The organism is Klebsiella sp. HC6 (genome assembly GCF_022605325.1).
GTDB lineage: Bacteria > Pseudomonadota > Gammaproteobacteria > Enterobacterales > Enterobacteriaceae > Klebsiella > Klebsiella terrigena.
On the sequence record NZ_CP093276.1, the window covers coordinates 3,958,568 to 3,982,328 of the forward strand.

A 23,761-nucleotide genomic window follows, 5' to 3' on the forward strand; every position below is an offset into this window, starting at 1 on the left:
CGTTATCGTTAACGCAAACACGATCCTCCGTGTGCTCGGACGCGGCATAAGGTATAATCGCGCGTTTTACATCTCACTAAAAAACAGCGACTTTGACCATTACGAAACTTACCCGAAACGACCTTGCTCCTGATACGGAAAGTTATCAGGCGCTGTTTGCACAAGCTGATTTAGCCCAGCCAGAGACTTCCCTGTCAGGCGAACTGCAGCCCCGTTTATTCTATGCGTTGGAGCAGCTACTGGTGACTCCAACCATTTCACCGTTCATGCTGGTTAAGGCCCCGGAAGAGCCGGAATACCTGCAGTGGTTAGCGGCAGAGACCCGCAGCCTATACCAACCGGCCGCGCCGCTCTACGGCGTACGCTACCAGGTTAACGGTGGAAACGTCACCCTTTCGCCAGCCAAAAGCGCCGATGATAATTTTGCCAGCACCGCGCCGGTTGAATCTGCCGACTGGATTGAAGCAGAGCAGCTTTTTGGCTGCGTGCGCCAGTTTAACGGCGAAATATCCCTGCAGCCGGGTCTGGTCCATCGCAGCAACGGCGGCGTGCTTATTATCGCCCTACGCGCGTTATTAGCCCAACCGCTGCTGTGGATGCGCCTGAAGAACATCGTTACCCGCCAGCGCTTCGACTGGCTCTCCATCGATGAGTCTCGCCCGCTGCCGGTCAGCATTCCGTCGATGCCGCTCAATCTGAAGATTATTCTGGTCGGTGAACGCGATTCATTGGCTGATTTTCAGGATATGGAACCTGAGCTCTCGGCCCAGGCGATTTACAGCGAGTACGAAGACAACCTGCAAATCGCCGACGGCGACACCCTGAAACAGTGGTGTCAGTGGGTATGGCAAAACGCACAGCAGCTTGAGCTGCCTGGGCCGGCCGCCGATGCCTGGCCGCTGCTGATTCAGGAAGGCGCACGCTATACCGGCGATCAGGAAACGCTGCCGCTGTGTCCGCTGTGGATTGCCCGCCAGCTGCGCGAAGCCGCTGCTTTCAGCGAAGGTGAGCTTATCTCCGCGGAAGAGATGCAGACCATGCTGGCTCGTCGTGAATGGCGCGAAGGCTATCTTGCCGAGCGGATCCAGGACGAAATCCTGCAAGAGCAAATTTTGATTGAGACCGATGGCGAATGCATCGGGCAAATCAACGCGCTGTCGGTGATCGAATTCCCCGGTCATCCGCGGGCCTTTGGCGAGCCGTCGCGCATCAGCTGCGTCGTCCATATCGGCGACGGTGAATTCATCGACGTTGAGCGCAAGGCCGAGCTGGGCGGTAACATCCATGCCAAAGGCATGATGATTATGCAGGCGTTCCTGATGTCCGAACTGGAACTCGAGCAGCAGCTCCCCTTCTCCGCATCGCTGACCTTCGAGCAATCCTACAGCGAAGTGGACGGCGATAGCGCCTCCATGGCCGAACTGTGCGCTTTAATCAGCGCCCTGGCCGGCGTGCCTATTAACCAAAGTATCGCCGTCACCGGCTCAGTCGATCAGTTCGGCCGCGTACAGCCGGTAGGCGGGCTTAACGAAAAAATTGAAGGCTTCTTCACCATTTGCCAGCAGCGCGAGCTGACCGGCAAACAGGGGGTCATCATTCCTGCGGCGAATGTTCGCCATCTGAGCCTGGCGCCAGAACTACAGCAGGCTGTCGCTGAAGAGAAGTTTTTCATCTGGGCGGTGGAAGACGTTACGGAAGCGCTGCCTATGCTGACCCAGCTGTTGTGGGATGGTGAAGGGCAAACTTTACGCCAAACCATTCAGGAGCGGATTGCGCAGGCGACGCAGCAAGAGAGTCGTCATCGTTTTCCGTGGCCGCTACGCTGGTTAGGTGGTTCAGGTTCTAACTGATCGGACTTGTTCAGCTTACACGTGTTAGCTATCCTGCGTCCCGAACTCAAAATAAGGCTTACTGAAAACATGGTAGATAAACGCGAATCCTATACGAAAGAAGACCTTCTTGCCTCTGGCCGTGGTGAACTGTTTGGCGCAAAAGGCCCGCAGCTGCCCGCGCCAAGTATGCTGATGATGGACCGCGTCATCAAAATGAGCGAAACCGGCGGCAACTACGATAAAGGTTATGTCGAAGCAGAACTCGATATCAACCCGGACCTGTGGTTCTTCGGCTGCCACTTTATCGGCGATCCGGTGATGCCGGGCTGTCTGGGCCTGGACGCAATGTGGCAGCTCGTTGGCTTCTATCTGGGCTGGCTCGGTGGCGAAGGCAAAGGCCGCGCGCTGGGCGTGGGTGAAGTTAAATTCACCGGCCAGGTGCTGCCGACTGCGAAGAAAGTGACCTATCGTATTCACTTTAAACGCGTTGTTAACCGTCGTCTGATTATGGGCCTGGCGGATGGTGAAGTGCTGGTTGACGATCGTCTGATCTACACCGCAGCCGATCTGAAAGTGGGCCTGTTCCAGGACACTTCTGCGTTCTGATAAGCAGTAACGCTTAAAAAAGGCGAAGCCCCCGCTTGGCGGAGGCTTCTTTTTTAAAGAGACAGTCAGGCAGTTTGTACCCTGTCCTCCATGGCTTCTCGCCAGCCTCCTAGCCAGTAGGACCTTTGATTCAGGGTCTGGTAGGGACACATTTCTTTCGATCTTCCGGTTATCCCGGCCTGATATCCACGTTGATGTGCCCGTTCCAGGCGATCTCGTTTTTGTCTCTTCATGCCTCGTTTCCCTCATTCTTTGATCTGGTGGAAAAGAAAACAGTGGTCACTAAATATGCAACCACGGTTAACGAATACCGCGAATCTGAGGTCACGTCAATGCGCAAAATTCACGCCATTGTCATATTTGTGAGCTACATGAAAGTTCATTTGTACAAAAACTGTGAACCAGCACAAGTAACAAGCTGACGAAACAAATAAAAAAACCGCCGCGGTTTTTCAGACCACGGCGGCTATTTAGCTTCATTAATTATACTTATGGCAGGCGATTCAGCTCATTGGCAATAGCGGTCGCTTCCTGAGTCCAGGCCTGGGCCATCGTTTTTACCATCGCGTCGTAGCCGTCCTGCTGCTGCTTAAGCTCAATATTAAACGGACGCTTAATCAGCTGCCCCTGGTGCTTCAGCAGCCACTCTCCGCTGACGATAACTCGCCCGTCATAACGGCCATGGAAGCCGTTAACGGAAACGTTAAGCGTATCCTGCTCGTTGCCCAGCGGCTGCGATGCCACCACCCAGCCGGGCAGCTGATTGCTTAAATTCGCAACCAGGGTGGTGCGCAGCTGCTGATCGAGCGGGCTGGCCCACAGATTATTACTCGCAATAACGTACTGCACGTCGGTGGTCTGGTAGACCACCCCGTTGCCCGCCAGATAGTCCGGGATAGTGACCTGTTCAACCCACAGCAGGTTCTTCCCCTGATGGGCGGCGCTTTGCGCACCGCTTTGGACGACCGGCAGCTGATAGTAGGTTTTATCCTCCCCGCTGCTGCTGCAGGCCGCCAGCGCGCATACCGCTGCCGCTACTAACCACTTTTTCATTATTTCGCTCCCTTCGGCTGCGGATCTTTTTTACCCTTGGCCTCAAATACCAGCGCGTTGCTCTTATCATTGAGCGTTTTCAGTACCGGCTGCAGTTCACGAAGAACCTGATCCAGTCGCTGCATATCCGCAACCATCTTATTGTACGCCGCGGACCCCGGCTGGAAGCCCTGCATACTACGGTTCAGCTCGCGCAGCGTATTCTGCATATCGCCCGGCAGCTGCTGCATCGACTGGCTTGAGGTGATCTTATTCAGGCTATCCAGCGTTGCCTGAACGTGCTGCATCGTTTTTTCGCTCTGCGCCAGCGTACTGGTCGCCTGCTCTAGCAGCGGGTTAATCGGCAGATTGTTAATCTTATCCAGCGCATCCATCAGGCGCTGCTGAATTTGCGCAAGACCACCGCTGACCGTCGGAATGATCGGATACGAGCCAAACTCATGCATACTGCCGCGCGGAGGCGCTTTCGGATAGAAGTCGAGATCGATAAACAGCGCGCCGGTAATCAGGTTGCCCGTTTTCAGCGATCCGCGCAGGCCGCGATTGATCAGATCGTCCATATGGGTGCGAATATTCGGATCGTCACCAAGCTGGTTGATCAGCCGTTCCGGCTCAATGCGCACCTCTACCGGAATGCGATAATCGTCATTCAGCCGCTGATGCAGCCCAGGAATAAAGAACGGTACCTTGCCGACCGTGCCCAGACGTATCCCGCGGAACTCCACCGGCGCGCCGGGCTGAAGCCCGCGGATCGAATCTTTGAAGAACATCACGTAGTCGATGTGCTGGGTAAAGACCGAATCCTGAATACTTTTCTGGTCATCAAAAAGATGGTAGCCGGTCTTGTTCGCGACCGGTTCGCCAAGATCCAGCCCTTCCGGAATATCAAAACTCACCCCGCCGCCAAACAGCGTCGACAGCGAGCCCATTTCCACCCGCATCCCGGCCGAGGTCAGATCCACGGCAATACCGCTATCTTTCCAGAAACGAACGTTGGTAGTCACCAGGCGATCGTTTGGCGCGTTGATGAACAGCTGATAGGTAATATTACGCTTTTGCGGATCGAAGGTGCTGGTCTCGACCGACCCCACCCGATAGCCGCGAAAGAGCACCGGATCGCCGGGAGAGAGCTGGCCGGCTTTATTGCTTTCCAGCAGAATGCGGATACCCTTCGCATCCGGCGAGGCCAGCGGCGGAGAGTCCAGCAGCGGGTACTGCGCAGCATCCGCCCCTTTCGTTCCAGGCTGAAGCTCAATATAGGCTCCGGACAACAGCGTCCCAAGGCCGCTGATCCCTTCACGCCCCACCTGCGGCTTTACTACCCAAAACACCGAGTCCTGATGCAAAAGCTTCTGCATACCGGAGTTCAGGCGAGCCTTAATCTCTACGTGCGTCAGATCGTCCGTAAGGGTGGCGGTTTCTACCACACCGACGTCAACGCTGCGGCTTTTAATCCGGGTTTTACCACCCTCAATGCCCTCGGCGTTGGTGGTGATCAGCGTCACCTCCGGCCCCTGATGGCTATAGTGATAAAAAAGAATCCACGCGCCGATTAGCACAGTGACGATGGGGAAGATCCATACTGGTGACCAGTTCTTCACCTTTTGCACTTTTGCTTCTCCGCTATTATTTTCCATGCTGCTGTATTTCCTCATGGCTTGAATCTGGTTCACGGTCCCACAACAAACGAGGGTCGAACGTCATCGCTGAAAACATTGTCATCACAACAACCAGCGCGAACATCACCGCCCCTATCGCAGGATAGATATTCATCAACCCTCCCATGCGCACCAGCGCCGAGAGTACAGCGATGACAAAGACATCAATCATTGACCAGCGGCCAACAAACTCCACTACTTCATAAATCAGATGCATGCGCTCTGAATCACGCGAACCATTGCCGTTGGCGTTCCAGCACAGCCAGCCAATCGCGAGCATTTTCAACGTCGGCACCATAATACTGGCGATGAATATCACCAGCGCCACCGGATACGATCCTTCGCTCCACAGCAGGATCACCCCGGCCATGATCGTCGACGGCATTTTATCGCCCAGCAGGTCGGTTATCATAATGGGCATGATATTGGCGGGGAGATAGAGCAGGCACGAGGTGATCAGCAGGGCCAGCGTCCACTGCAGGCTATGCTTGCGCCGCGCCGTCCCTTTCGTCTGACAGCGCGGGCATACCGCGGCGTCAGCGGGTAAAACGGCCGTACAGCAGGAGCAGGAGCGCAGGCCCTGGCGAATCCCCGTCACGCCAACCTTCAGCGGCTGTTTAACCGCAGGCATTGGCGCGATGTCGTCCCACAGCCAGCGCCGGTCCACGCACTGTAGCGCGCGCAGCTGCAGCAGGCAGAACATACACCAGGGAAAAAAGCTTAGGCCAACGCCAATATCGCCGTAGGCCATGAGCTTCACGAAGCTCACCAGCACCCCGGCGAGAAAGATTTCCGCCATTCCCCAGGTTTTGAGGTGGAACAGAATTCGCGCCAGAAACGCCTTTAGCGCTGCGGGCATCCGCACGCGGTTGACCAGCAGCAGAATGGTTATCAGGCAAAAGGCCGGCACCAGCTGCACAAAAAGGAGAAAGAAGGTGCCGAGGCTGGCGTAATTCTCGCTAAACAGCACGTTGGGGATCTCCAGCAGCTCAATTTCACTGTTGAGTCCCCCAACGTTCATGTAGACGAAGGGAAACAGGTTTGCCAGCAGCAGCATAAACAACGCGACCAGCGCATAGGCTGTGGGACGCTGCCGAGGCGCGTCCCATGAAGTCGTTAACGTTGTTCCGCAGCGCGGACATACGGCTTTCTGGCGATGCTCCAGCTGGGGCAAAGCCACCAGCAGATCACATTGTGGACACAGGATATGCCGCGCAGCATGATGATGATCGCACATGAAAACTCCTCAGCTTATGCGCCGTTTTTTAATCCTTCGAGATATTCCCAGCGCTCAAAGGCCTTTTCCAGGGCCTGTTCAGCTTCAGACAGCTGCGCCAGCACCTGCTGCGTATGGTCATGCGACTGACCAAAGAAGGAGGCGTCGGCAACCTGATCCTGCAAGCTCTGCAGCTCGGCCTCCAGCTCTTCCAGACGCTGCGGCAGCTGCTCCAGCTCGCGCTGCAGGTTATAGCTTAGTTTGCTCGCTGCGCGTTTGACACTTTCCGTTTTCGGCGGCGTTGCTTCAACGTTTTTTTTAGCCACGAACTGTTTTTGCGCCAAAGACTGAGACTGCTGTCCGCGCGCGTCGTGGTAGCCGCCAACGTACTGACCGATGCGCCCTTCACCTTCGAAGATCCAGCATTCAGTGACGGTGTTATCGACGAACTGACGATCGTGGCTGACCAGCATCACGCTGCCCTGGTAGCCGTCGATAAGCTCTTCCAGCAGCTCCAGAGTTTCGACATCCAGGTCGTTGGTCGGTTCATCGAGAATCAACAGGTTGCTGGGCTTCAGGAACAGACGCGCCAGCAGCAGACGGTTACGCTCCCCGCCGGAGAGCGCGCGAACCGGCGTCATCGCCCGCTTCGGATGGAACAGGAAGTCCTGCAGATAGCCCAGCACGTGGCGCGGCTTACCGTTAACCAAGACTTCCTGCTTGCCTTCAGCGAGGTTATCCATCACCGTGCGGTCCGGATCCAGCTCGGCGCGGTGCTGATCGAAGTAGGCAACTTCCAGCTTGGTGCCGACGTGAACCCGTCCGCTGTCCGCCTGCAGCTGACCGAGCATCAGCTTCAGCAGCGTCGTTTTACCGCAGCCGTTAGGGCCAATCAGCGCTATTTTGTCACCGCGCTGAATCTGCGCCGTGAAGTCTTTGACCAATACCTTGCCGCCAACCTGGTAGTCAACGTTCTCCATCTCGAAGACGATTTTGCCCGAGCGTGACGCCTCTTCTACCTGCATCTTCGCGCTGCCCATCACTTCGCGGCGCTCGCCGCGCTCGCGACGCATCGCCTTCAGGGCGCGCACGCGGCCTTCGTTACGGGTACGACGCGCTTTGATCCCCTGACGGATCCAGACCTCTTCCTGCGCCAGCTTGCGATCGAACTCCGCGTTCTGCAGCTCTTCAACGCGCAGCGCTTCTTCTTTTTCCAGCAGATACTGATCGTAGTTACCCGGATAGGTCACCAGCTTGCCGCGATCGAGATCGACGATCCGCGTGGCCATATTGCGAATAAATGAACGGTCGTGCGAAATGAAAATAATGGTGCCTTTAAAGGTCTTCAGGAAGCCTTCCAGCCAGTCGATAGTTTCGATATCGAGGTGGTTAGTCGGTTCATCCAGCAGCAGCACGCGCGGGCCGCTAACCAGCGCGCGGCCGAGGGCCGCTTTACGCAGCCAGCCGCCGGACAGCGAAGCCAGCTCGGCGTTGGCATCGAGGCCCAGCTGCTCCAGCACTTCGTTAATGCGGCTCTCCAGCTGCCACAGACCGAGGTTATCCAGCAGATCCTGCAGACGCGCCAGCTCGTTTAAATTTTTGTTGCTCGGGTCGGTCATCACCAGACGCGAAACGTCGTGATAGCCTTTAAGGTACGCCGCCTGCTCTTCGATGCCTTCGGCAACGAAGTCGTACACGGTACCCGCAATATTGCGCGGCGGATCCTGCTGCAGACGCGCAACAACCAGATCCTGTTCATAAATAATGCGCCCGTCATCCAGACCCTGCTCGCGGTTAAGGATCTTCATCAGGGTGGATTTGCCCGCGCCGTTACGCCCAACCAGGCACACGCGCTCGTTATCTTCGATATGCAACTCGGCGTTATCCAGCAGCGGAGAGTCGCTGAAGGAGAGCCAGGCACCATGCATACTAATCAATGACATTCTTTATTCCTTTCAGGCTGCGGTAATCAGCCAGCAGTTGTGAATCTGACGGTTACGGGCAAAATCCTGAGATTGCGTTTTTTGCGTAATTTCCTGCGCTTTCAGGCCAAGCTGCGCCAGCCCGTCATGATCCATACGGAAACCGCGTTTATTGTTCGAGAACATAATCGTGCCGCCTTTGCGCAGCAGACGTTTAAGATCGGTCAGCAGGCGCAGGTGATCGCTCTGTACGTCGAAGGTTTCTTCCATGCGCTTTGAGTTAGAAAACGTCGGCGGATCGATAAAGATCAGGTCGAACTGTTCATCGCTCTCGCGCAGCCAGCCCAGCACGTCGGCCTGCATCAGGCGGTGCGAACGGCCGGTTAAGCCGTTGAGGCGCAGATTTCGCTCGGCCCACTCGAGGTAGGTGCGCGACATATCGACGGTGGTCGTCGAGCGCGCGCCGCCGAGACCGGCATGAACGCTGGCGCTGCCGGTATAGGCAAAGAGGTTGAGGAAATCTTTGCCTTTGCTCATCTCGCCAAGCATGCGCCGCGCGATGCGGTGGTCGAGGAACAGGCCGGTATCGAGGTAATCGGTCAGGTTGACCCACAGCCGGGCGTTATACTCCTGCACCTCGATAAAATCGCCTTTTTCGGCCATTTTCTGGTACTGGTTTTTGCCTTTCTGCCGTTCGCGGGTTTTCAACACCAGCTTATTCGGCGCGATACCTAAGACCGAAATCGTCGCGGCGATAATATCAAACAGGCGCTGGCGGGCTTTATGCGCATCGACCGTTTTCGGCGGCGCGTACTCCTGCACCACCACCCACTCGCCGTAGCGGTCGATAGCGACGTTATATTCCGGGAGATCGGCATCATACAGGCGGTAGCATTCGATACCTTCCTGGCGCGCCCATTTCTCAAATTTCTTCAGGTTTTTACGCAGACGGTTGGCGAAATCTTCGGCAAGCGAAACCGCTTTACCGCCTTCGTTTTCGGCAATGTGATAGTTTTTCTGCACGCAGTCCAGCGGGCCGTTTTTAGCCTTAAACTGCTTGTCGGCCCGCAGCTGCAGGCAGCTCAGCAGATCCGGAGAAGCGCTGAACAGCGATAGGTTCCAGCCGCCAAACTGGCTTTTCATCGTCCGGCCAAGCAGGCTGTGCAGGGCAATCAGCGCCGGCTCGCTCTCCAGACGCTCGCCGTACGGCGGGTTACCGATCACCGTTCCGTACGGGCCTTTCGGCAGCGGGTTGCTCAGCTGAGCAACGTCTTTAGCGGCAAACGTAATCAGCTCGCCGACGCCCGCGCGACGGGCGTTGCTGCGCGCGCGTTCAATCACCCGCGCGTCGACATCGGAACCGTAGAAACGGGATTCATACGCCGCGATGCCTGCGCGAGCGCGGGTCTGGGCTTCGGTTTTAACCTCTTGCCATACCGCATCATCGTGCTGGAGCCAGCCGTTGAAGCCCCAGTGGCCGCGATGCAGGCCTGGAGCGCGATCGGTCGCCAGCATTGCGGCTTCGATCAGCAGCGTACCGGAACCGCACAGCGGATCGAGCAGCGGCGTACCCGGTACCCAGCCGGAACGCATGACGATCGCCGAGGCGAGCGTCTCTTTGATTGGCGCCATCCCGGTACCGTCGCGGTAGCCACGCAGATGCAGGCCTTCGCCGCTCAGATCTAACGAGATGTGCGCCGTCTCTTTGTTCAGCCAGACGTTGATCCGCAGATCGGGATTTTCACGATCGACGTTCGGCCGCGGCAGATTTTTGCGCGTAAAGCTGTCGACGATGGCATCTTTTACCTTCAGCGCGCCGTACTGGCTGTTGCGAATCTCATCGTTCAGCCCGCTAAAATGGACGGCGAAGGTGGCGTCAGGGGTGAAAATCTCCGTCCATGGAATGGCCTGTACGCCGAGGTACAGGTCCAAATCGCTATACACGCTACACTGGCCTAACGGCAGCATGATGCGTGAGGCCAGCCGGCTCCACATCAGGCTTTGATACAGCAAGCGCGTATCTCCCTGAAAATGGACCCCGCCCTGGACTACCTGGCAGTCCGCTGCGCCAAGTGATTCCAGTTCAGTTTTTAACAGCTCTTCAAGCCCACGAGCCGTACTGGCAAACAGAGAATTCATATCGTCACTTTTACTAAAAGAAAATTGGTGCGCATTATAGCCAATATGCGCCCTATGTCATAAAGTTAAAGGCTTATTTTTAAGCCCAGAGACTCCGCATGAAAACGCTATCGCGACTTTTTATTCATCCCGTCAAATCCATGCGTGGAATTGGCCTGACGCATGCGTTTGCCGATATCAGCGGCCTGGCCTTCGATCGCCTGTTTATGGTGACGGAAACGGATGGCACCTTTATTACCGCCCGCCAGTTTCCACAGATGGTGAAATTCACCCCCTCCCCGCTGCAGGATGGCGTTCACCTGACCGCACCTGACGGCAGCAGCGCGATCGTTCGCTTCGCTGATTTCGCGCCTCAGGGCGAGCCTACCGAGGTGTGGGGAAACCATTTCACCGCCCTGGTTGCGCCATCAACGGTTAACCAATGGCTTAGCGGCTTCTTTAATCGCCAGGTTCAGCTTCGCTGGCTGGGCCCGCAGCTGACCCGCCGCGTTAAGCGCCATGACGCCGTCCCGCTCACCTTTGCCGACGGTTACCCCTATTTACTCACCAACGAAGCCTCGCTGCGCGACCTGCAGCAGCGCTGTCCGGCCAGCGTCCGTATGGAGCAGTTTCGCCCTAACCTGGTGGTCACCGGCGCCGAACCGTGGGAGGAAGATACCTGGAAGGTGATCCGCATTGGCGAAGTGACTTTCGATGTCGCTAAGCCCTGCAGCCGCTGTATTTTTACCACCGTCAGCCCGGAACGCGGGCAAAAGCACCCGTCCGGCGAGCCGCTGGCCACGCTGCAACGCTTTCGCACCGCCGTGGATAATGGCGATGTCGATTTCGGTCAAAACCTGATTGCCCGCAGCAGCGGCGTTATTCGCGTGGGGGATGAAGTCGAGGTGCTGAAGCGTGCCCCGGCGAAGGCCTACGGAGCGGGCGAAAGCGATGATAGTGAACCTTCTGCAGCTCAGCAGAATGCGACGGTTGATATTGAGTGGCAGGGACAGAGCTTTATCGGGAATAACCAGCAGGTTCTGCTGGAACAGCTCGAGCAGCAGGGGATCCGCGTGCCCTACTCCTGCCGGGCGGGCATCTGCGGCAGCTGCCGCATTCGGCTTGAGGAAGGTGAGGTTAGCCCGCTGAAGAAAAACGCCGTGGCGGCGGATGGCACTATTCTGTGCTGCAGCTGCGTACCGAAGACCGACCTGCGCCTGGCACCCTGAGGCCTGCAGCGGCTCATCGGCTGGCGGCCAAAGAGACTCGCCGCCTTAAACCGCCTCGCCGAGGCTGTAGCTGGAGATACGCGGGGCGGGCTGCAGCCTGTCGTTCATAATTTTAATCACGTCGCCAAGCTGCATCACCCGTCCGGCCAGGGTTAACCCCGGCTGGGCCAGCAGGCACAGCGCGGCATTTTCGCCGGGCTCCACCACCAGCAGATTCACCTGCTGCCCGGTATCGCTGAGCCAGGCGCTGGCGGTATCGCCGCCGCCGGGCTGCCAGCTCTCTTCATGGCTGGTGAAATGCCAGCTTTTCGGCATTTGGGGCTTAAGAAAACGAATGGCAACCAGCGCGTTAAGCACTAATTCAGCGCGCTGCTCTTTAGATAATTCTATATCCCGGCATTTTTCTTCGAAGGAAAAATAAAGAGCGGCGTCGTCAACGCAAAATCCGGATGGCGCGAATGCATCGGGCGTGAGCATCCGGCGCGCAAAGCGCGAGCGGAACAACATGCCATTGGCCAAATCGAGCATCATGCGATCGTGCTCTTCATCGTAATACCAACGCCAGTTATCGTCAGGTTTAATCCGCATTTTTCCCCCGTCCTCTTTCACTTCCATCTGTAATGCACGGCATACGGCAACAGAATTATTTCCAAAATTAAGAAAAGACTAAAATGTCTAAATAAGCAACAATGAGGGAATATAAAACAACCAGGGCCGGAAATAAAGCCCTGGGGGTGTTTCAGTGGGGGAAAAGATTAGATATTGGTAACAATTTCTTTAATCAGCGGCGGACCTTTAAAAATAAAGCCAGAATAAATCTGGACCAGCGTCGCGCCGGCGGCGATTTTTTCCCGGGCTGCTATCGCAGAGTCAATCCCGCCGACTCCGATAATTGGCAAGCGGCCGTTTAATTCTGTCGCCAGCATGCGGATAATCTCAGTGCTTTTTAATTGCAGAGGACGACCGCTGAGGCCACCGGTTTCATCGCAATATTGCATCCCCTGTACCAGCGATCGATCGAGGGTGGTATTGGTGGCAATCACGCCGTCAATATTATGGCGAACCAGGCTATCGGCCACCTGGATCAATTCCTCAAGGGAAAGATCCGGGGCGATCTTCACGGCCACCGGGACATATTTTTGATGCTTTTGCTGCAGCTCAAGCTGCTTATTTTTAATACCGGAAAGTAAATCATCGAGCGCGTCGCCATATTGCAACGTGCGCAGGCCCGGGGTATTCGGTGAGGAGATATTAATGGCGATATAGCCGGCGTAGGGATAGACTTTTTCCATACAAATCAGGTAATCATCTTTGCCCTGCTCAACCGGGGTATCCTTATTTTTACCAATATTAATCCCAAGAATACCGTCAAAATGCGCCTTTTTAACGTTCTCGACGAGGTTATCAACGCCGAGATTATTAAAGCCCATGCGGTTGATCAAACCTTCTGCCGCCACCAGGCGGAAGATCCTCGGCTTATCGTTACCCGGCTGCGCGCGCGGCGTCACGGTACCAATTTCGATTGAACCAAAACCCATTGCCCCGAGCGCATCGATACACTCGCCGTTTTTATCCAGCCCGGCGGCAAGGCCCAGCGGATTCTTAAACGTGAGACCCATGCGGGTCACCGGTTTAGAGGGCACCTTCTGGCGGATCAGCATTTCAAGCGGCGTTCCCGATACACGGCGTAATTGTTGGAAGGTTACTTCATGAGCGCGCTCAGGATCGAGCTGAAAAAGAGCTTTACGAACGAAGGGGTAGTACATGAACTCTCCTGGATTCCCGGTGTGCAAACCGGGGGCGTATTATGTTCGATCCTCAGCGGAAAGGGAATTGACCTACGACAAAAAATCCTCCATCCGACGCAAACGTTTACTTTTCCGCCCTTCTTTATGCAAATTCCGACAAAACAAGGGTGGAAAAATCATTTAGGTAAATAAATCGCCTCTGTCACACTGCCGGTAAATGTTATCAATAATAGATAAATGCAAACATTTGGTTATAAGGAGAGAGAGAACATGCGCGTTATCACACTTGCGGGCAGCCCGCGCTACCCTTCCCGTTCCAGCGCCCTTCTGGAATATGCCAGAGAGACGCTCTCCGCCGCTGATGTTGAAGTCTGCCACTGGCACCTGCAGAATTTTGCCCCGGAAGATCTTCTTTATGCGCGTTTCGATAATCCGGCGCTGCATACTCTGAACGAACAGCTGGCCGGCGCGGATGGCCTGATTATCGCCACCCCGGTCTACAAGGCCTCTTTCTCCGGCGCGCTGAAGACGCTGCTCGACCTGCTGCCGGAACGCGCGCTGGAAGGCAAAATCGTCCTGCCCCTCGCGACCGGCGGCACTATCGCCCATATGCTGGCGGTGGATTATGCCCTGAAGCCGGTTCTCAACGCGCTGAAGGCCCAGGAGATCCTCCACGGCGTGTTTGCCGACGATAGCCAGGTGACTGACTACCAGCACAAGCCGCAGTTTACGCCAAACCTGCAGGGTCGCCTCGACCACGCGCTGGAAACCTTCTGGCAGGCGCTTCATCGCCCAACCAGCCGCGCGCCGGCCCTGAAAGCAACCCACGGGGTCGAACATGCGTAATCTCCTGGCTCCCCTGGCGCTCGGCGGGCTGCTGATGCTCTCCGCCCTGAGCCACGCGGCGCAGTCCGCACCGGACGCGCTGCGTATCGGCTATCAAAAAGGCAGCGTCAGCATGGTGCTGGCAAAAAGCCACCAGCTGCTGGAGCAGCGCTACCCGAGCACCAAAATCTCCTGGGTGGAGTTTCCCGCCGGCCCGCAGATGCTCGAAGCGTTAAACGTCGGCAGCATTGATATTGGCAGCACCGGCGATATTCCGCCTATCTTTGCCCAGGCCGCCGGGGCCGATCTGGTCTATGTCGGCGCCGAACCGCCGAAACCCAAGGCCGAAGTGATTCTGGTGGCGGAAAACAGCCCGATTAAAAACGTCGCGCAGCTAAAGGGCCATAAGGTCGCCTTTCAGCGCGGCTCCAGCTCCCACAACCTGCTGCTCCGCGCGCTACAGCAGGCGGGTCTGACGTTCAACGATATTCAGGCGGTCTATCTTGCTCCCGCCGACGCGCGTGCGGCTTTCCAGCAGGGTAACGTCGACGCCTGGGCCATCTGGGACCCTTACTACTCCGCGGCTCTCCAGCAGGGAGGCGCCCGGGTTCTGAAAGATGGCACCGACCTGAAGCAAACCGGCTCTTTCTATCTCGCTTCGCGCCCTTATGCGCAAAAAAACGGCGCCTTTATTGAAGGCGTGCTGCAAACCTTTAGTCAGGCCGATGCGCTGACGCTCAGCCAGCGCGCGCAAAGCATTACCCTGTTAGCCAAAATCATGGGTCTTCCTGAGGCGGTGATAGCCAGCTATCTCGACCATCGCCCGCCGACCACCATTACGCCGGTTAGCGCCGAAACCGCCGCTCGCCAGCAGCAAACCGCCGACCTGTTCTATGAGAACAAGCTGGTGCCGAAAAAAGTCGATATCCGCGCGCGCATCTGGCAGCCCGCAGCCCTTCAGGGAGCGAAATCATGAGTCTGAATATGTTCTGGTTTTTACCTACTCACGGTGACGGCCGCTATCTTGGTACCGAGCAAGGCGCGCGTCCGGTTGATTACGGCTATCTGCAGCAGATTGCGCAGACCGCCGATCGCCTCGGATATACCGGCGTCCTGATCCCCACCGGACGCTCATGTGAAGACGCCTGGCTGGTGGCCGCCTCGATGATCCCGGTGACTCAGCGCCTGAAGTTTCTCGTCGCCCTGCGTCCGAGCGTGGTGTCGCCAACGGTCGCCGCGCGCCAGGCGGCGACGCTGGATCGGCTCTCCAACGGCCGGGCGCTGTTTAACCTGGTGACCGGAAGCGATCCGCAGGAGCTCGCCGGCGACGGCGTATTCCTCGATCACGCCGAGCGCTACGAAGCCTCGGCGGAATTTACCCATATCTGGCGCCGGCTGATGGAGGGCGAAACCGTGACCTTCAACGGCAAGCATCAGCGCGTGCGCGGTGCGAAGCTGATGTTCCCGCCGCTGCAGCAGCCGCGTCCCCCGCTCTACTTCGGCGGATCTTCTGAAGTGGCGCAGGATCTCGCCGCCGAGCAGGTCGATCTCTATCTGACCTGGGGAGAGCCCCCGGCGCAGGTGGCGGAAAAAATCGCCCAGGTGCGCGAAAAGGCCGCGCGCCACGGTCGTAAGGTTCGCTTCGGCATCCGCCTGCATGTGATTGTGCGTGAAACTAACGCAGAGGCCTGGCAGGCGGCGGAGAGCTTAATTTCCCATCTGGATGATGACACCATCGCCCGGGCGCAGGCCGCCTTTGCGCAAACCGATTCCGTCGGCCAGCACCGCATGGCCGCGCTGCACAACGGCCAGCGCGACAGGCTCGAAATCAGCCCTAACCTGTGGGCCGGCGTCGGGCTGGCGCGCGGCGGCGCCGGAACCGCGCTGGTCGGCGATGCCGCCACGGTCGCCGAACGCATCAACGAATATGCCGAACTCGGCATCGATAGCTTCGTGCTTTCCGGCTATCCGCACCTTGAGGAAGCCCTGCGCGTCGGCGAGCTGCTGTTCCCGCTGCTGGACGTCAATATTCCGTCAATCCCGCAGCCGCAGAGCCTGCGTCCGCAGGGTGAAGCGGTAGCGAATGAATTTATCCCGCGTAAAGCGGCGCAGAGCTGAGGAGCGACATATGGCTATCGCTGGGCAAAAACTGCTGATCCGCCTTGCCCCCTGGTTTTTACCGGTCGGCACCGTCATCGTCTGGCAGCTCGCCTCTTCGGTGGGCTGGCTCTCCACCCGGATCCTGCCTTCGCCGGAAGGGGTGCTGAAAGCCTTCTGGACGCTCTCCGCCAGCGGCGAGCTTTGGCAACATCTGGCCATCAGCTCGTGGCGCGCGCTGCTTGGCTTCGCTATCGGCGGCTCCATTGGCCTGGCGCTGGGGATGATCAGTGGCCTCTCCCGCTGGGGAGAGCGTCTGCTGGATACCTCGATTCAGATGCTGCGCAACGTGCCGCACCTGGCCCTGATCCCGCTGGTTATTTTATGGTTCGGCATCGACGAGAGCGCCAAGATTTTTCTCGTCGCGCTGGGCACCATGTTCCCGATTTATATCAACACCTGGCACGGTATCCGCAACATTGACCGCGGGCTGGTCGAGATGGCGCGCAGCTACGGCCTATCCGGCTTTGCGCTATTTCGTCACGTGATTCTTCCCGGAGCCCTGCCGTCAATCATGGTGGGTATCCGCTTCGCGCTCGGCCTGATGTGGCTAACGCTGATCGTCGCCGAGACCATCTCGGCAAACGCCGGCATCGGTTACCTGGCGATGAACGCACGCGAGTTTCTGCAAACCGACGTGGTGGTCGTGGCCATCATTCTCTACGCCATTCTGGGCAAACTGGCCGACTTCAGCGCGCAGCTGCTGGAGCGCGTCTGGCTGCGCTGGAATCCGGCCTATCATCTTCAGGAGGCAAACGCATGACGACCGCCCGTCTGAACCCAGGGATCCCGCTGTTGCTTAACGGCGTGACCAAACGCTACGGCGAAAACACCATTCTTAACGCGCTGGATTTACATATTCCCACCGGGCAGTTCGTCGCGGTGGTCGGGCGCAGCGGCGGCGGTAAAAGTACCCTGCTGCGCCTGCTGGCCGGGCTGGAGAAACCCAACGCCGGCGAGCTGCTGGCGGGATCCACGCCGCTGGCGCAAATCCAGGACGATACGCGCATGATGTTTCAGGATTCGCGCCTGCTGCCGTGGAAAACGGTGATCGATAACGTCGGCCTGGGGCTTAAAGGCTCGTGGCGAGACGCGGCCCTGCAGGCGTTGGCCAGCGTCGGCCTCGAAAATCGCGCCAACGAGTGGCCGGCGGCGCTTTCCGGCGGACAAAAGCAGCGCGTGGCGCTGGCCCGGGCGCTGATTCATCGTCCCGGCCTGCTGCTGCTCGACGAGCCGCTCGGCGCGCTGGACGCCCTCACCCGCCTCGAGATGCAGGATTTAATCGTCTCGCTCTGGCAGGAACATGGCTTCACCGTCCTGCTGGTGACTCACGACGTCAGCGAAGCGGTGGCGATGGCCGATCGGGTGCTGTTGATTGAAGAGGGCAAGATTGGGCTGGACGTCACGGTGGATATTCCGCGCCCACGGCATACCGGTTCGGCGCGGCTGGCGGAGCTGGAGGCAGAGGTTCTCAACCGGGTAATGAAGCGCGGCAGGCACGAAACCTCGCCACGCCTTTTTAGTCACGGCTAAACGGCTCCCGGAGCGCGGCACCGACGCCGCACTTCGGGAGCGGACGCTATTATGCCAGCGCCTTACTGATTTTCTCGAACAGATCGCCGGAGAGATTCTCCAGACCTTTCAGCTGCTCCAGCGCCGCGCGCATCAGCGCCTGGCGTTTGGCATCATAACGCTTCAGACGAATCAACGGCTCAATCAGACGCGACGCCACCTGCGGGTTGCGGCTGTTGAGCTCGGTCAGCATCTCCACCAGGAACTGATATCCGCTGCCATCTTCGGCGTGGAAGGCCGCCGGGTTGCTGCCGGCAAAGGCGCCAATCAGCGAGCGAACGCGGTTCGGGTTGTTCATGCTGAACGAACGGTGGTTCAGCAGCGCGCGCACCGTCTCCACGGCGTTATCCGCCGGGCTGGTGGCCTGCAGGATCAGCCATTTGTCCATCACCAGGCCGTCCTGATGCCATTTATCGTCATACTCCTGCATCAGCGCATCGCGGCACGGCAGCTGCGCCGCCACCGCTGCCGACAGAGCCGCCAGCGCGTCGGTCATGTTGTCGGCCTGATGATACTGGGCGACAACCAGCTTATCCGCCAGCTCAGCGTCGCCAAACGCCAGGTAGCGCAGGCAGGTATTGCGCAGCGAGCGCTTGCCAATATCGGCATGCTCTACGCGATAGCCGTCGAGCTTATTAACGTTGTAGATAGCGAGGAACTCGTCCGCCAGCTCTTTCGCCAGCGTGCGGGTGAGCGCTTCGCGCACCGCCACGATGGCCAGCGGATCGATAATCGCAAACAGCTCGGCGATTTCACTGGCGGACGGCAGCGTCAGGATCTCTGCCGCCAGAGCCGGATCGATCTTCTCATCCAGCAGGATCGCGCGGAACGCATCGGCGACGTGAACCGGCAGCGACAGGGGCTGGCCCTGCTGATGGCGGTTGACGTTAAGCTTGATGTAGGTCGCCAGCAGGCTCTGCGCCGCATCCCAGCGGGAGAAGTCGTTGCGCGCGTGGCGCATCAGGAACGTCAGCTGCTGATCGCTCCACTTATATTCCAGCTTCACCGGCGCTGAGAACTCGCACAGCAGCGCCGGGACCGGCTGGAAGTAGACGTTATCAAAGACAAACGTCTGTTCGGCCTGGGTGACGTTCAGGACGTGATGCACCGGGTGCCCGCCCTTCTGCAGCGGAATCACCTTGCCTTCGTTATCGTAGAGCTCGATATCGAACGGAATATGCAGCGGCTGCTTTTCCGCCTGCTCGGCGGTCGGCGGCGTGCGCTGGCTGATGGTCAGCCGGTACTGCTCGGTTTCCGGGTTATAGTCATCATGAACGCTCACTACCGGCGTACCGGACTGGCTGTACCAGCGGCGGAAGTGCGACAGGTCAACGTTCGACGCGTCTTCCATCGCCTGAACGAAATCGTCGCAGGTGGCGGCGCTGCCGTCGTGGCGCTCGAAGTACAGCTGCATGCCTTTCTGGAAGTTTTCCTCACCCAGCAGGGTATGCAGCATGCGGATCACTTCCGCACCCTTTTCATATACCGTCAGGGTGTAGAAGTTGTTCATCTCGATAACCTTATCCGGACGAATCGGATGGGCCATCGGGCTGGCGTCTTCGGCAAACTGCAGCCCGCGCATGGTGCGGACGTTGTTAATACGGTTCACCGCACGCGAGCCCAGATCGGAGCTGAACTCCTGATCGCGGAACACGGTCAGCCCCTCTTTGAGGCTCAGCTGGAACCAGTCGCGGCAGGTCACGCGGTTGCCGGTCCAGTTGTGGAAATATTCGTGGCCAATCACGCGCTCGATATCGAGGTAGTCTTTATCGGTGGCGGTGTCGGTGCGGGCCAGCACGTATTTGGAGTTAAAGACGTTCAGCCCTTTGTTCTCCATCGCGCCCATATTAAAGAAGTCAACGGCGACAATCATGTAGATGTCGAGATCGTACTCGAGGCCGAAACGGGTTTCGTCCCATTTCATCGAGTTTTTCAGCGACGTCATCGCCCACGGCGCGCGATCGAGGTTGCCGCGATCGACGAACAGCTCCAGCGCCACTTCGCGTCCGGAACGGGTGATGAAAGTGTCGCGCAAGACGTCGAAATCACCGGCCACCAGCGCGAATAAATAGCACGGTTTTGGGAACGGGTCCTGCCACTGGGTCCAGTGGCGGCCGTTTTCCAGCTCGCCCTGCGCCACGCGGTTGCCGTTAGACAGCAGGTACGGGTATTTCGCCTTATCGGCGATAATTTTGGTGGTGAAGCGCGCCAGAACGTCCGGACGGTCCAGATACCAGGTAATATGGCGGAAACCTTCCGCTTCACACTGCGTGCACAGCGCTTCGCCAGACTGATACAGCCCTTCGAGCGCGGTATTGGCCGCCGGGCTGATTTCATTGACGATAGTCAGGGTGAAATGTTCCGGCAATCCGCCAATAACCAGCTGGTTATTTTCTTCTTTATAGTCGCTCCACGGCTGACCGTTAACCTGCAGAGAGACCAACGTCAGGTCTTCGCCATCCAGACGCAATGGCACATCAGACGCAGCCGCGTGACGGGAGACTTTACTCTCAGCCGTAACAACGGTTTTCGCGGCATCCAGGTCAAAGGTCAAATCGATATCGCTAATCAGATAGTCCGGCGCACGATAGTCGTGGCGGTATTTGGCTTGGGGCTGTTGTGTCATAAAAAACCTTTAGCATGTTCCATAAAGTGTCAAACCCAGTCTATTCCTGTTGTGATGTTCTCGCTATGCAGAATCTTCATCTTTTCAACGCCAAACACGAAAATCGCTACATTTTGATAACACAGGAGGCACGAAATGCGCTCGACCCGGTGCAAAGCTTGTGGTGTGATCCGTGTTCAATATATTAAACTAGGCCTCGCAAATGACCGTCAGCGTCGCCATCGGCCTTCACTGCGGGACAGAGTCGGGGAATAAAGCTATACTCCGCCTCCTTTTTTCTGCTCAGGTTTTGATGGATACGCTCCAGTGAGAGGATGCTACTGCGCACCATGACACAATTCACTGCTCCTGTACTGCACTCGCTGCTTGATACGGATGCCTATAAGCTGCACATGCAGCAGGCCGTGTTCCACCGCTATAACGAGGTACACGTTGCGGCGGAGTTCCGCTGCCGCGGGGATGATTTGCTCGGCATCTATGCCGACGCGATTCGCGAACAGGTTGAGGCTATGCGCGACCTGAAGCTGCAGGACGATGAGTATCACTGGCTGTCGACCCTGCCGTTCTTTTCCGGGGATTACCTCGACTGGCTGCGCGACTTCCGCTACGACCCGCGTCAGGTCACCGTCAGCAACGACAACGGCAAGCTGAACATTCGTCTATCCGGCCCCTGGCGCGAAGTCATTATGTGGGAAGTCCCGCTGCTGGCGGTGATCAGCGAGCTGGTTCATCACTACCGTTCGCCGGAAATCGGCGTTGAGCTGGCGCTGGAGACCCTCGAGCACAAGCTGAGCGACTTCAGGGAAATCACCGCCGATATCGATATGAGCCGCTTCCGCCTGATGGACTTCGGCACCCGTCGTCGCTTCTCGCGCGAGGTCCAGCAGGCTATCGTCGAACGTCTGCAGCAGGAGCCGTGGTTTACCGGCACCAGCAACTACGACCTGGCGCGTCGCCTGCATCTTACGCCGATGGGTACCCAGGCGCATGAGTGGTTCCAGGCCCATCAGCAGATCAGCCCAAGCCTTGCCAGCAGCCAGCGCGCGGCCCTTGCCGCCTGGCTGGAAGAGTATCCAGACCAGCTGGGCATTGCCCTGACCGACTGTATTACGATGGATGCCTTCCTGCGTGATTTCGGCCCGGAATTCGCCGAACGCTATCAGGGGCTGCGCCACGACTCCGGAGACCCGGTTGAATGGGGCGAAAAAGCCATTGCCCATTATCAGAAGCTGGGTATCGACCCGCTGAGTAAGGTGCTGGTCTTCTCCGATAACCTCGACCTGACGAAAGCCGTCGATCTCTATCGTCACTTCTCGTCGCGGGTGAATCTCAGCTTTGGCATCGGAACGCGCTTAACCTGCGATATTCCACAGGTTAAGCCGCTCAATATCGTGATAAAGCTGGTGGAGTGCAACGGCAAACCGGTGGCCAAGCTCTCAGATAGCCCTGGCAAGACCATCTGTCACGATAAGGCATTCGTGCGCGCCCTGCGCGAAGCCTTCGACCTGCCGCCGATCAAAAAGGCCAGTTAATCACCACAAGGAGCCGTTCTGGCTCCTTGTTCTTTATTTATTTCCGAAAACTCTCCCTCGCGGTGCGAAATCTGCTTGTCTGACGGAAGATGACAGGTAACATAGATATCCCCCCATTGCAGGGGGAAACAGATATTTTTATTGGACTACGAATAGAGAGACTATTATGAGCGTTGTGCCTGTAGCCGACGTACTCCAGGGCCGTGTTGCGGTTGACAGCGAAGTCACCGTCCGCGGATGGGTACGTACCCGCCGAGATTCAAAAGCTGGCTTTTCCTTCCTGGCCGTCTATGACGGTTCCTGCTTTGATCCTGTACAGGCCGTCATTAGTAATTCTCTTCCCAATTACAATCAGGAAGTGCTGCGTCTGACGACCGGCTGCTCGGTCATCGTCACCGGTAAAGTCGTGGCATCCCAGGGCCAGGGCCAGAGCTTCGAAATTCAGGCCAGCAGCGTAGAAGTTACCGGCTGGGTCGAAGATCCGGATACCTACCCGATGGCGGCCAAGCGCCACAGCATCGAGTACCTGCGCGAAGTCGCCCACCTGCGTCCGCGTACCAACCTGATTGGCGCAGTTGCCCGCGTGCGTCATACCCTGGCGCAGGCGCTGCATCGTTTCTTTGACGAGCAGGGCTTCTTCTGGGTTTCTACTCCGCTGATCACCGCCTCTGATACCGAAGGCGCCGGCGAAATGTTCCGCGTCTCGACGCTGGATCTGGAAAACCTGCCGCGCAACGACCAGGGCAAAGTGGATTTCGATAAGGATTTCTTCGGCAAAGAGTCGTTCCTTACCGTTTCCGGCCAGCTGAACGGCGAAACCTACGCCTGCGCGCTGTCAAAAATTTACACCTTCGGCCCGACCTTCCGTGCGGAAAACTCCAACACCAGCCGCCATCTGGCGGAGTTCTGGATGCTGGAGCCGGAAGTGGCCTTCGCCAGCCTGAACGATGTGGCGGGCCTGGCGGAAGCGATGCTGAAGTACGTCTTCAAGGCCGTACTGGAAGAGCGCGCGGACGACATGAAATTCTTCGCCGAGCGCGTGGATAAAGATGCGGTCGACCGCCTCGAGCGTTTCGTCTCTGCCGATTTCGCACAGGTCGATTATACCGACGCGGTAACGATCCTCGAAAACTGCGGCAAGCAGTTCGAAAACCCGGTCTACTGGGGCGTCGACCTCTCTTCCGAGCACGAGCGCTACCTGGCAGAAGAGCACTTCAAAGCGCCGGTGGTGGTAAAAAACTATCCGAAAGACATTAAGGCGTTCTACATGCGCCTTAACGAAGACGGCAAAACCGTCGCCGCAATGGACGTTCTGGCTCCGGGGATCGGTGAAATTATCGGTGGTTCGCAGCGTGAAGAGCGCCTGGACGTGCTTGACGCACGTATGGCGGAAATGGGTCTTAATAAAGAAGACTACTGGTGGTATCGCGACCTGCGTCGCTACGGCACCGTTCCGCACTCCGGCTTCGGCCTGGGCTTTGAGCGTCTGATTGCCTACGTCACCGGCGTTCAGAACGTTCGCGACGTGATTGCGTTCCCGCGTACTCCGCGCAGCGCGACATTCTGATTTTTATTCCCGCTTTGCAAAAAGGGTCAGCGTAAGCTGGCCCTTTTTTATGTCAGTTGTTGTTAACAAATATATAGAAACTTAAACATCAACCCTTCCA

Annotated in this window: 19 protein-coding genes; 10 read left to right on the forward strand and 9 right to left on the reverse strand. The window is 57.6% G+C overall.

What is annotated here, in order from left to right; all coding sequences use genetic code 11:
* Window positions 1-92 precede the first annotated feature (92 nt).
* Together MMW58_RS19215 and fabA are read left to right on the forward strand one after the other, a co-directional pair.
* Window positions 93-1,850: an AAA family ATPase gene (locus tag MMW58_RS19215; protein ID WP_159237184.1), complete on the forward strand. Its 1,758-nt coding sequence runs from the start codon at window positions 93-95 to the stop codon at window positions 1,848-1,850.
* Between the two features lie 69 nt (window positions 1,851-1,919).
* A complete protein-coding gene (fabA, locus tag MMW58_RS19220; protein ID WP_041144828.1) occupies window positions 1,920-2,438 on the forward strand; it encodes a bifunctional 3-hydroxydecanoyl-ACP dehydratase/trans-2-decenoyl-ACP isomerase in 519 nt (172 codons plus the stop codon).
* Between the two features lie 65 nt (window positions 2,439-2,503).
* Here the strand turns inward: fabA and rmf are convergent, their stop codons facing one another.
* The 6 genes from rmf to rlmKL all read right to left on the reverse strand — a co-directional run bounded on the left by rmf (window position 2,504) and on the right by rlmKL (window position 10,426).
* The gene (rmf, locus tag MMW58_RS19225) at window positions 2,504-2,671 is read right to left on the reverse strand and encodes a ribosome modulation factor (RefSeq protein WP_004871568.1); all 168 of its coding nucleotides are present in this window, start codon (window positions 2,669-2,671) and stop codon (window positions 2,504-2,506) included.
* Between the two features lie 256 nt (window positions 2,672-2,927).
* On the reverse strand, window positions 2,928-3,491 hold the full coding sequence (gene pqiC, locus MMW58_RS19230) for a membrane integrity-associated transporter subunit PqiC (protein ID WP_133597114.1): 564 nt from the start codon (window positions 3,489-3,491) through the stop codon (window positions 2,928-2,930).
* The gene (gene pqiB, locus MMW58_RS19235; RefSeq protein WP_133597112.1) at window positions 3,491-5,128 is read right to left on the reverse strand and encodes an intermembrane transport protein PqiB; all 1,638 of its coding nucleotides are present in this window, start codon (window positions 5,126-5,128) and stop codon (window positions 3,491-3,493) included. The genes pqiC and pqiB overlap by 1 nt, the downstream gene beginning before the upstream one ends.
* Entirely contained in the window at window positions 5,118-6,386 is a 1,269-nt protein-coding gene (gene pqiA / locus MMW58_RS19240) for a membrane integrity-associated transporter subunit PqiA (protein ID WP_133597110.1), read from the reverse strand. The genes pqiB and pqiA overlap by 11 nt, the downstream gene beginning before the upstream one ends.
* Before the next feature lie 14 nt (window positions 6,387-6,400).
* Window positions 6,401-8,308: an ABC transporter ATP-binding protein gene (locus MMW58_RS19245; RefSeq protein ID WP_133597108.1), complete on the reverse strand. Its 1,908-nt coding sequence runs from the start codon at window positions 8,306-8,308 to the stop codon at window positions 6,401-6,403.
* Window positions 8,309-8,320: 12 nt separating this feature from the next.
* A complete protein-coding gene (gene rlmKL, locus MMW58_RS19250; RefSeq protein ID WP_159237185.1) occupies window positions 8,321-10,426 on the reverse strand; it encodes a bifunctional 23S rRNA (guanine(2069)-N(7))-methyltransferase RlmK/23S rRNA (guanine(2445)-N(2))-methyltransferase RlmL in 2,106 nt (701 codons plus the stop codon).
* 98 nt (window positions 10,427-10,524) lie between these two features.
* On the opposite strand from rlmKL, the gene MMW58_RS19255 reads away from it, so the two are divergent.
* On the forward strand, window positions 10,525-11,634 hold the full coding sequence (locus MMW58_RS19255; protein ID WP_241721889.1) for a YcbX family protein: 1,110 nt from the start codon (window positions 10,525-10,527) through the stop codon (window positions 11,632-11,634).
* A gap of 45 nt (window positions 11,635-11,679) precedes the next feature.
* Here MMW58_RS19255 and zapC read toward each other — a convergent pair whose 3' ends face one another.
* Both zapC and pyrD read right to left on the reverse strand, forming a co-directional pair.
* A complete protein-coding gene (gene zapC / locus MMW58_RS19260) occupies window positions 11,680-12,222 on the reverse strand; it encodes a cell division protein ZapC (RefSeq protein ID WP_123708368.1) in 543 nt (180 codons plus the stop codon).
* A 167-nt stretch (window positions 12,223-12,389) separates the two neighbouring features.
* Window positions 12,390-13,400: a quinone-dependent dihydroorotate dehydrogenase gene (gene pyrD, locus MMW58_RS19265; RefSeq protein WP_241721890.1), complete on the reverse strand. Its 1,011-nt coding sequence runs from the start codon at window positions 13,398-13,400 to the stop codon at window positions 12,390-12,392.
* Window positions 13,401-13,652: 252 nt separating this feature from the next.
* Here pyrD and ssuE point away from each other — a divergent pair, with 252 nt between their 5' ends.
* From ssuE to ssuB, 5 genes are read left to right on the forward strand one after another with little or no spacing between them, the layout of a single operon-like run.
* Window positions 13,653-14,228: an NADPH-dependent FMN reductase gene (gene ssuE, locus MMW58_RS19270; RefSeq protein ID WP_095095749.1), complete on the forward strand. Its 576-nt coding sequence runs from the start codon at window positions 13,653-13,655 to the stop codon at window positions 14,226-14,228.
* The gene (locus tag MMW58_RS19275; protein WP_463351429.1) at window positions 14,221-15,183 is read left to right on the forward strand and encodes an aliphatic sulfonate ABC transporter substrate-binding protein; all 963 of its coding nucleotides are present in this window, start codon (window positions 14,221-14,223) and stop codon (window positions 15,181-15,183) included. The genes ssuE and MMW58_RS19275 overlap by 8 nt, the downstream gene beginning before the upstream one ends.
* The gene (gene ssuD, locus MMW58_RS19280; RefSeq protein WP_241721891.1) at window positions 15,180-16,325 is read left to right on the forward strand and encodes an FMNH2-dependent alkanesulfonate monooxygenase; all 1,146 of its coding nucleotides are present in this window, start codon (window positions 15,180-15,182) and stop codon (window positions 16,323-16,325) included. Before MMW58_RS19275 ends, ssuD begins: the two co-directional genes overlap by 4 nt.
* Window positions 16,326-16,335: 10 nt before the next feature.
* Window positions 16,336-17,127, forward strand: coding sequence for an aliphatic sulfonate ABC transporter permease SsuC (gene ssuC / locus MMW58_RS19285; protein WP_041144816.1), 792 nt, complete (start codon window positions 16,336-16,338; stop codon window positions 17,125-17,127).
* Window positions 17,124-17,897 (forward strand): aliphatic sulfonates ABC transporter ATP-binding protein, encoded by a 774-nt coding sequence (ssuB, locus tag MMW58_RS19290; RefSeq protein WP_241721892.1) that lies wholly within the window; start codon window positions 17,124-17,126, stop codon window positions 17,895-17,897. The genes ssuC and ssuB overlap by 4 nt, the downstream gene beginning before the upstream one ends.
* A 49-nt stretch (window positions 17,898-17,946) precedes the next feature.
* Here ssuB and pepN read toward each other — a convergent pair whose 3' ends face one another.
* Window positions 17,947-20,562, reverse strand: a complete 2,616-nt coding sequence (gene pepN / locus MMW58_RS19295; RefSeq protein WP_241721893.1) for an aminopeptidase N — start codon at window positions 20,560-20,562, stop codon at window positions 17,947-17,949.
* Window positions 20,563-20,891: 329 nt separating this feature from the next.
* On the opposite strand from pepN, the gene pncB reads away from it, so the two are divergent.
* Window positions 20,892-22,094: a nicotinate phosphoribosyltransferase gene (gene pncB / locus MMW58_RS19300; RefSeq protein ID WP_133597096.1), complete on the forward strand. Its 1,203-nt coding sequence runs from the start codon at window positions 20,892-20,894 to the stop codon at window positions 22,092-22,094.
* Window positions 22,095-22,260: 166 nt separating this feature from the next.
* Window positions 22,261-23,661, forward strand: coding sequence for an asparagine--tRNA ligase (gene asnS / locus MMW58_RS19305; RefSeq protein WP_041144812.1), 1,401 nt, complete (start codon window positions 22,261-22,263; stop codon window positions 23,659-23,661).
* Window positions 23,662-23,761: the final 100 nt, after the last annotated feature.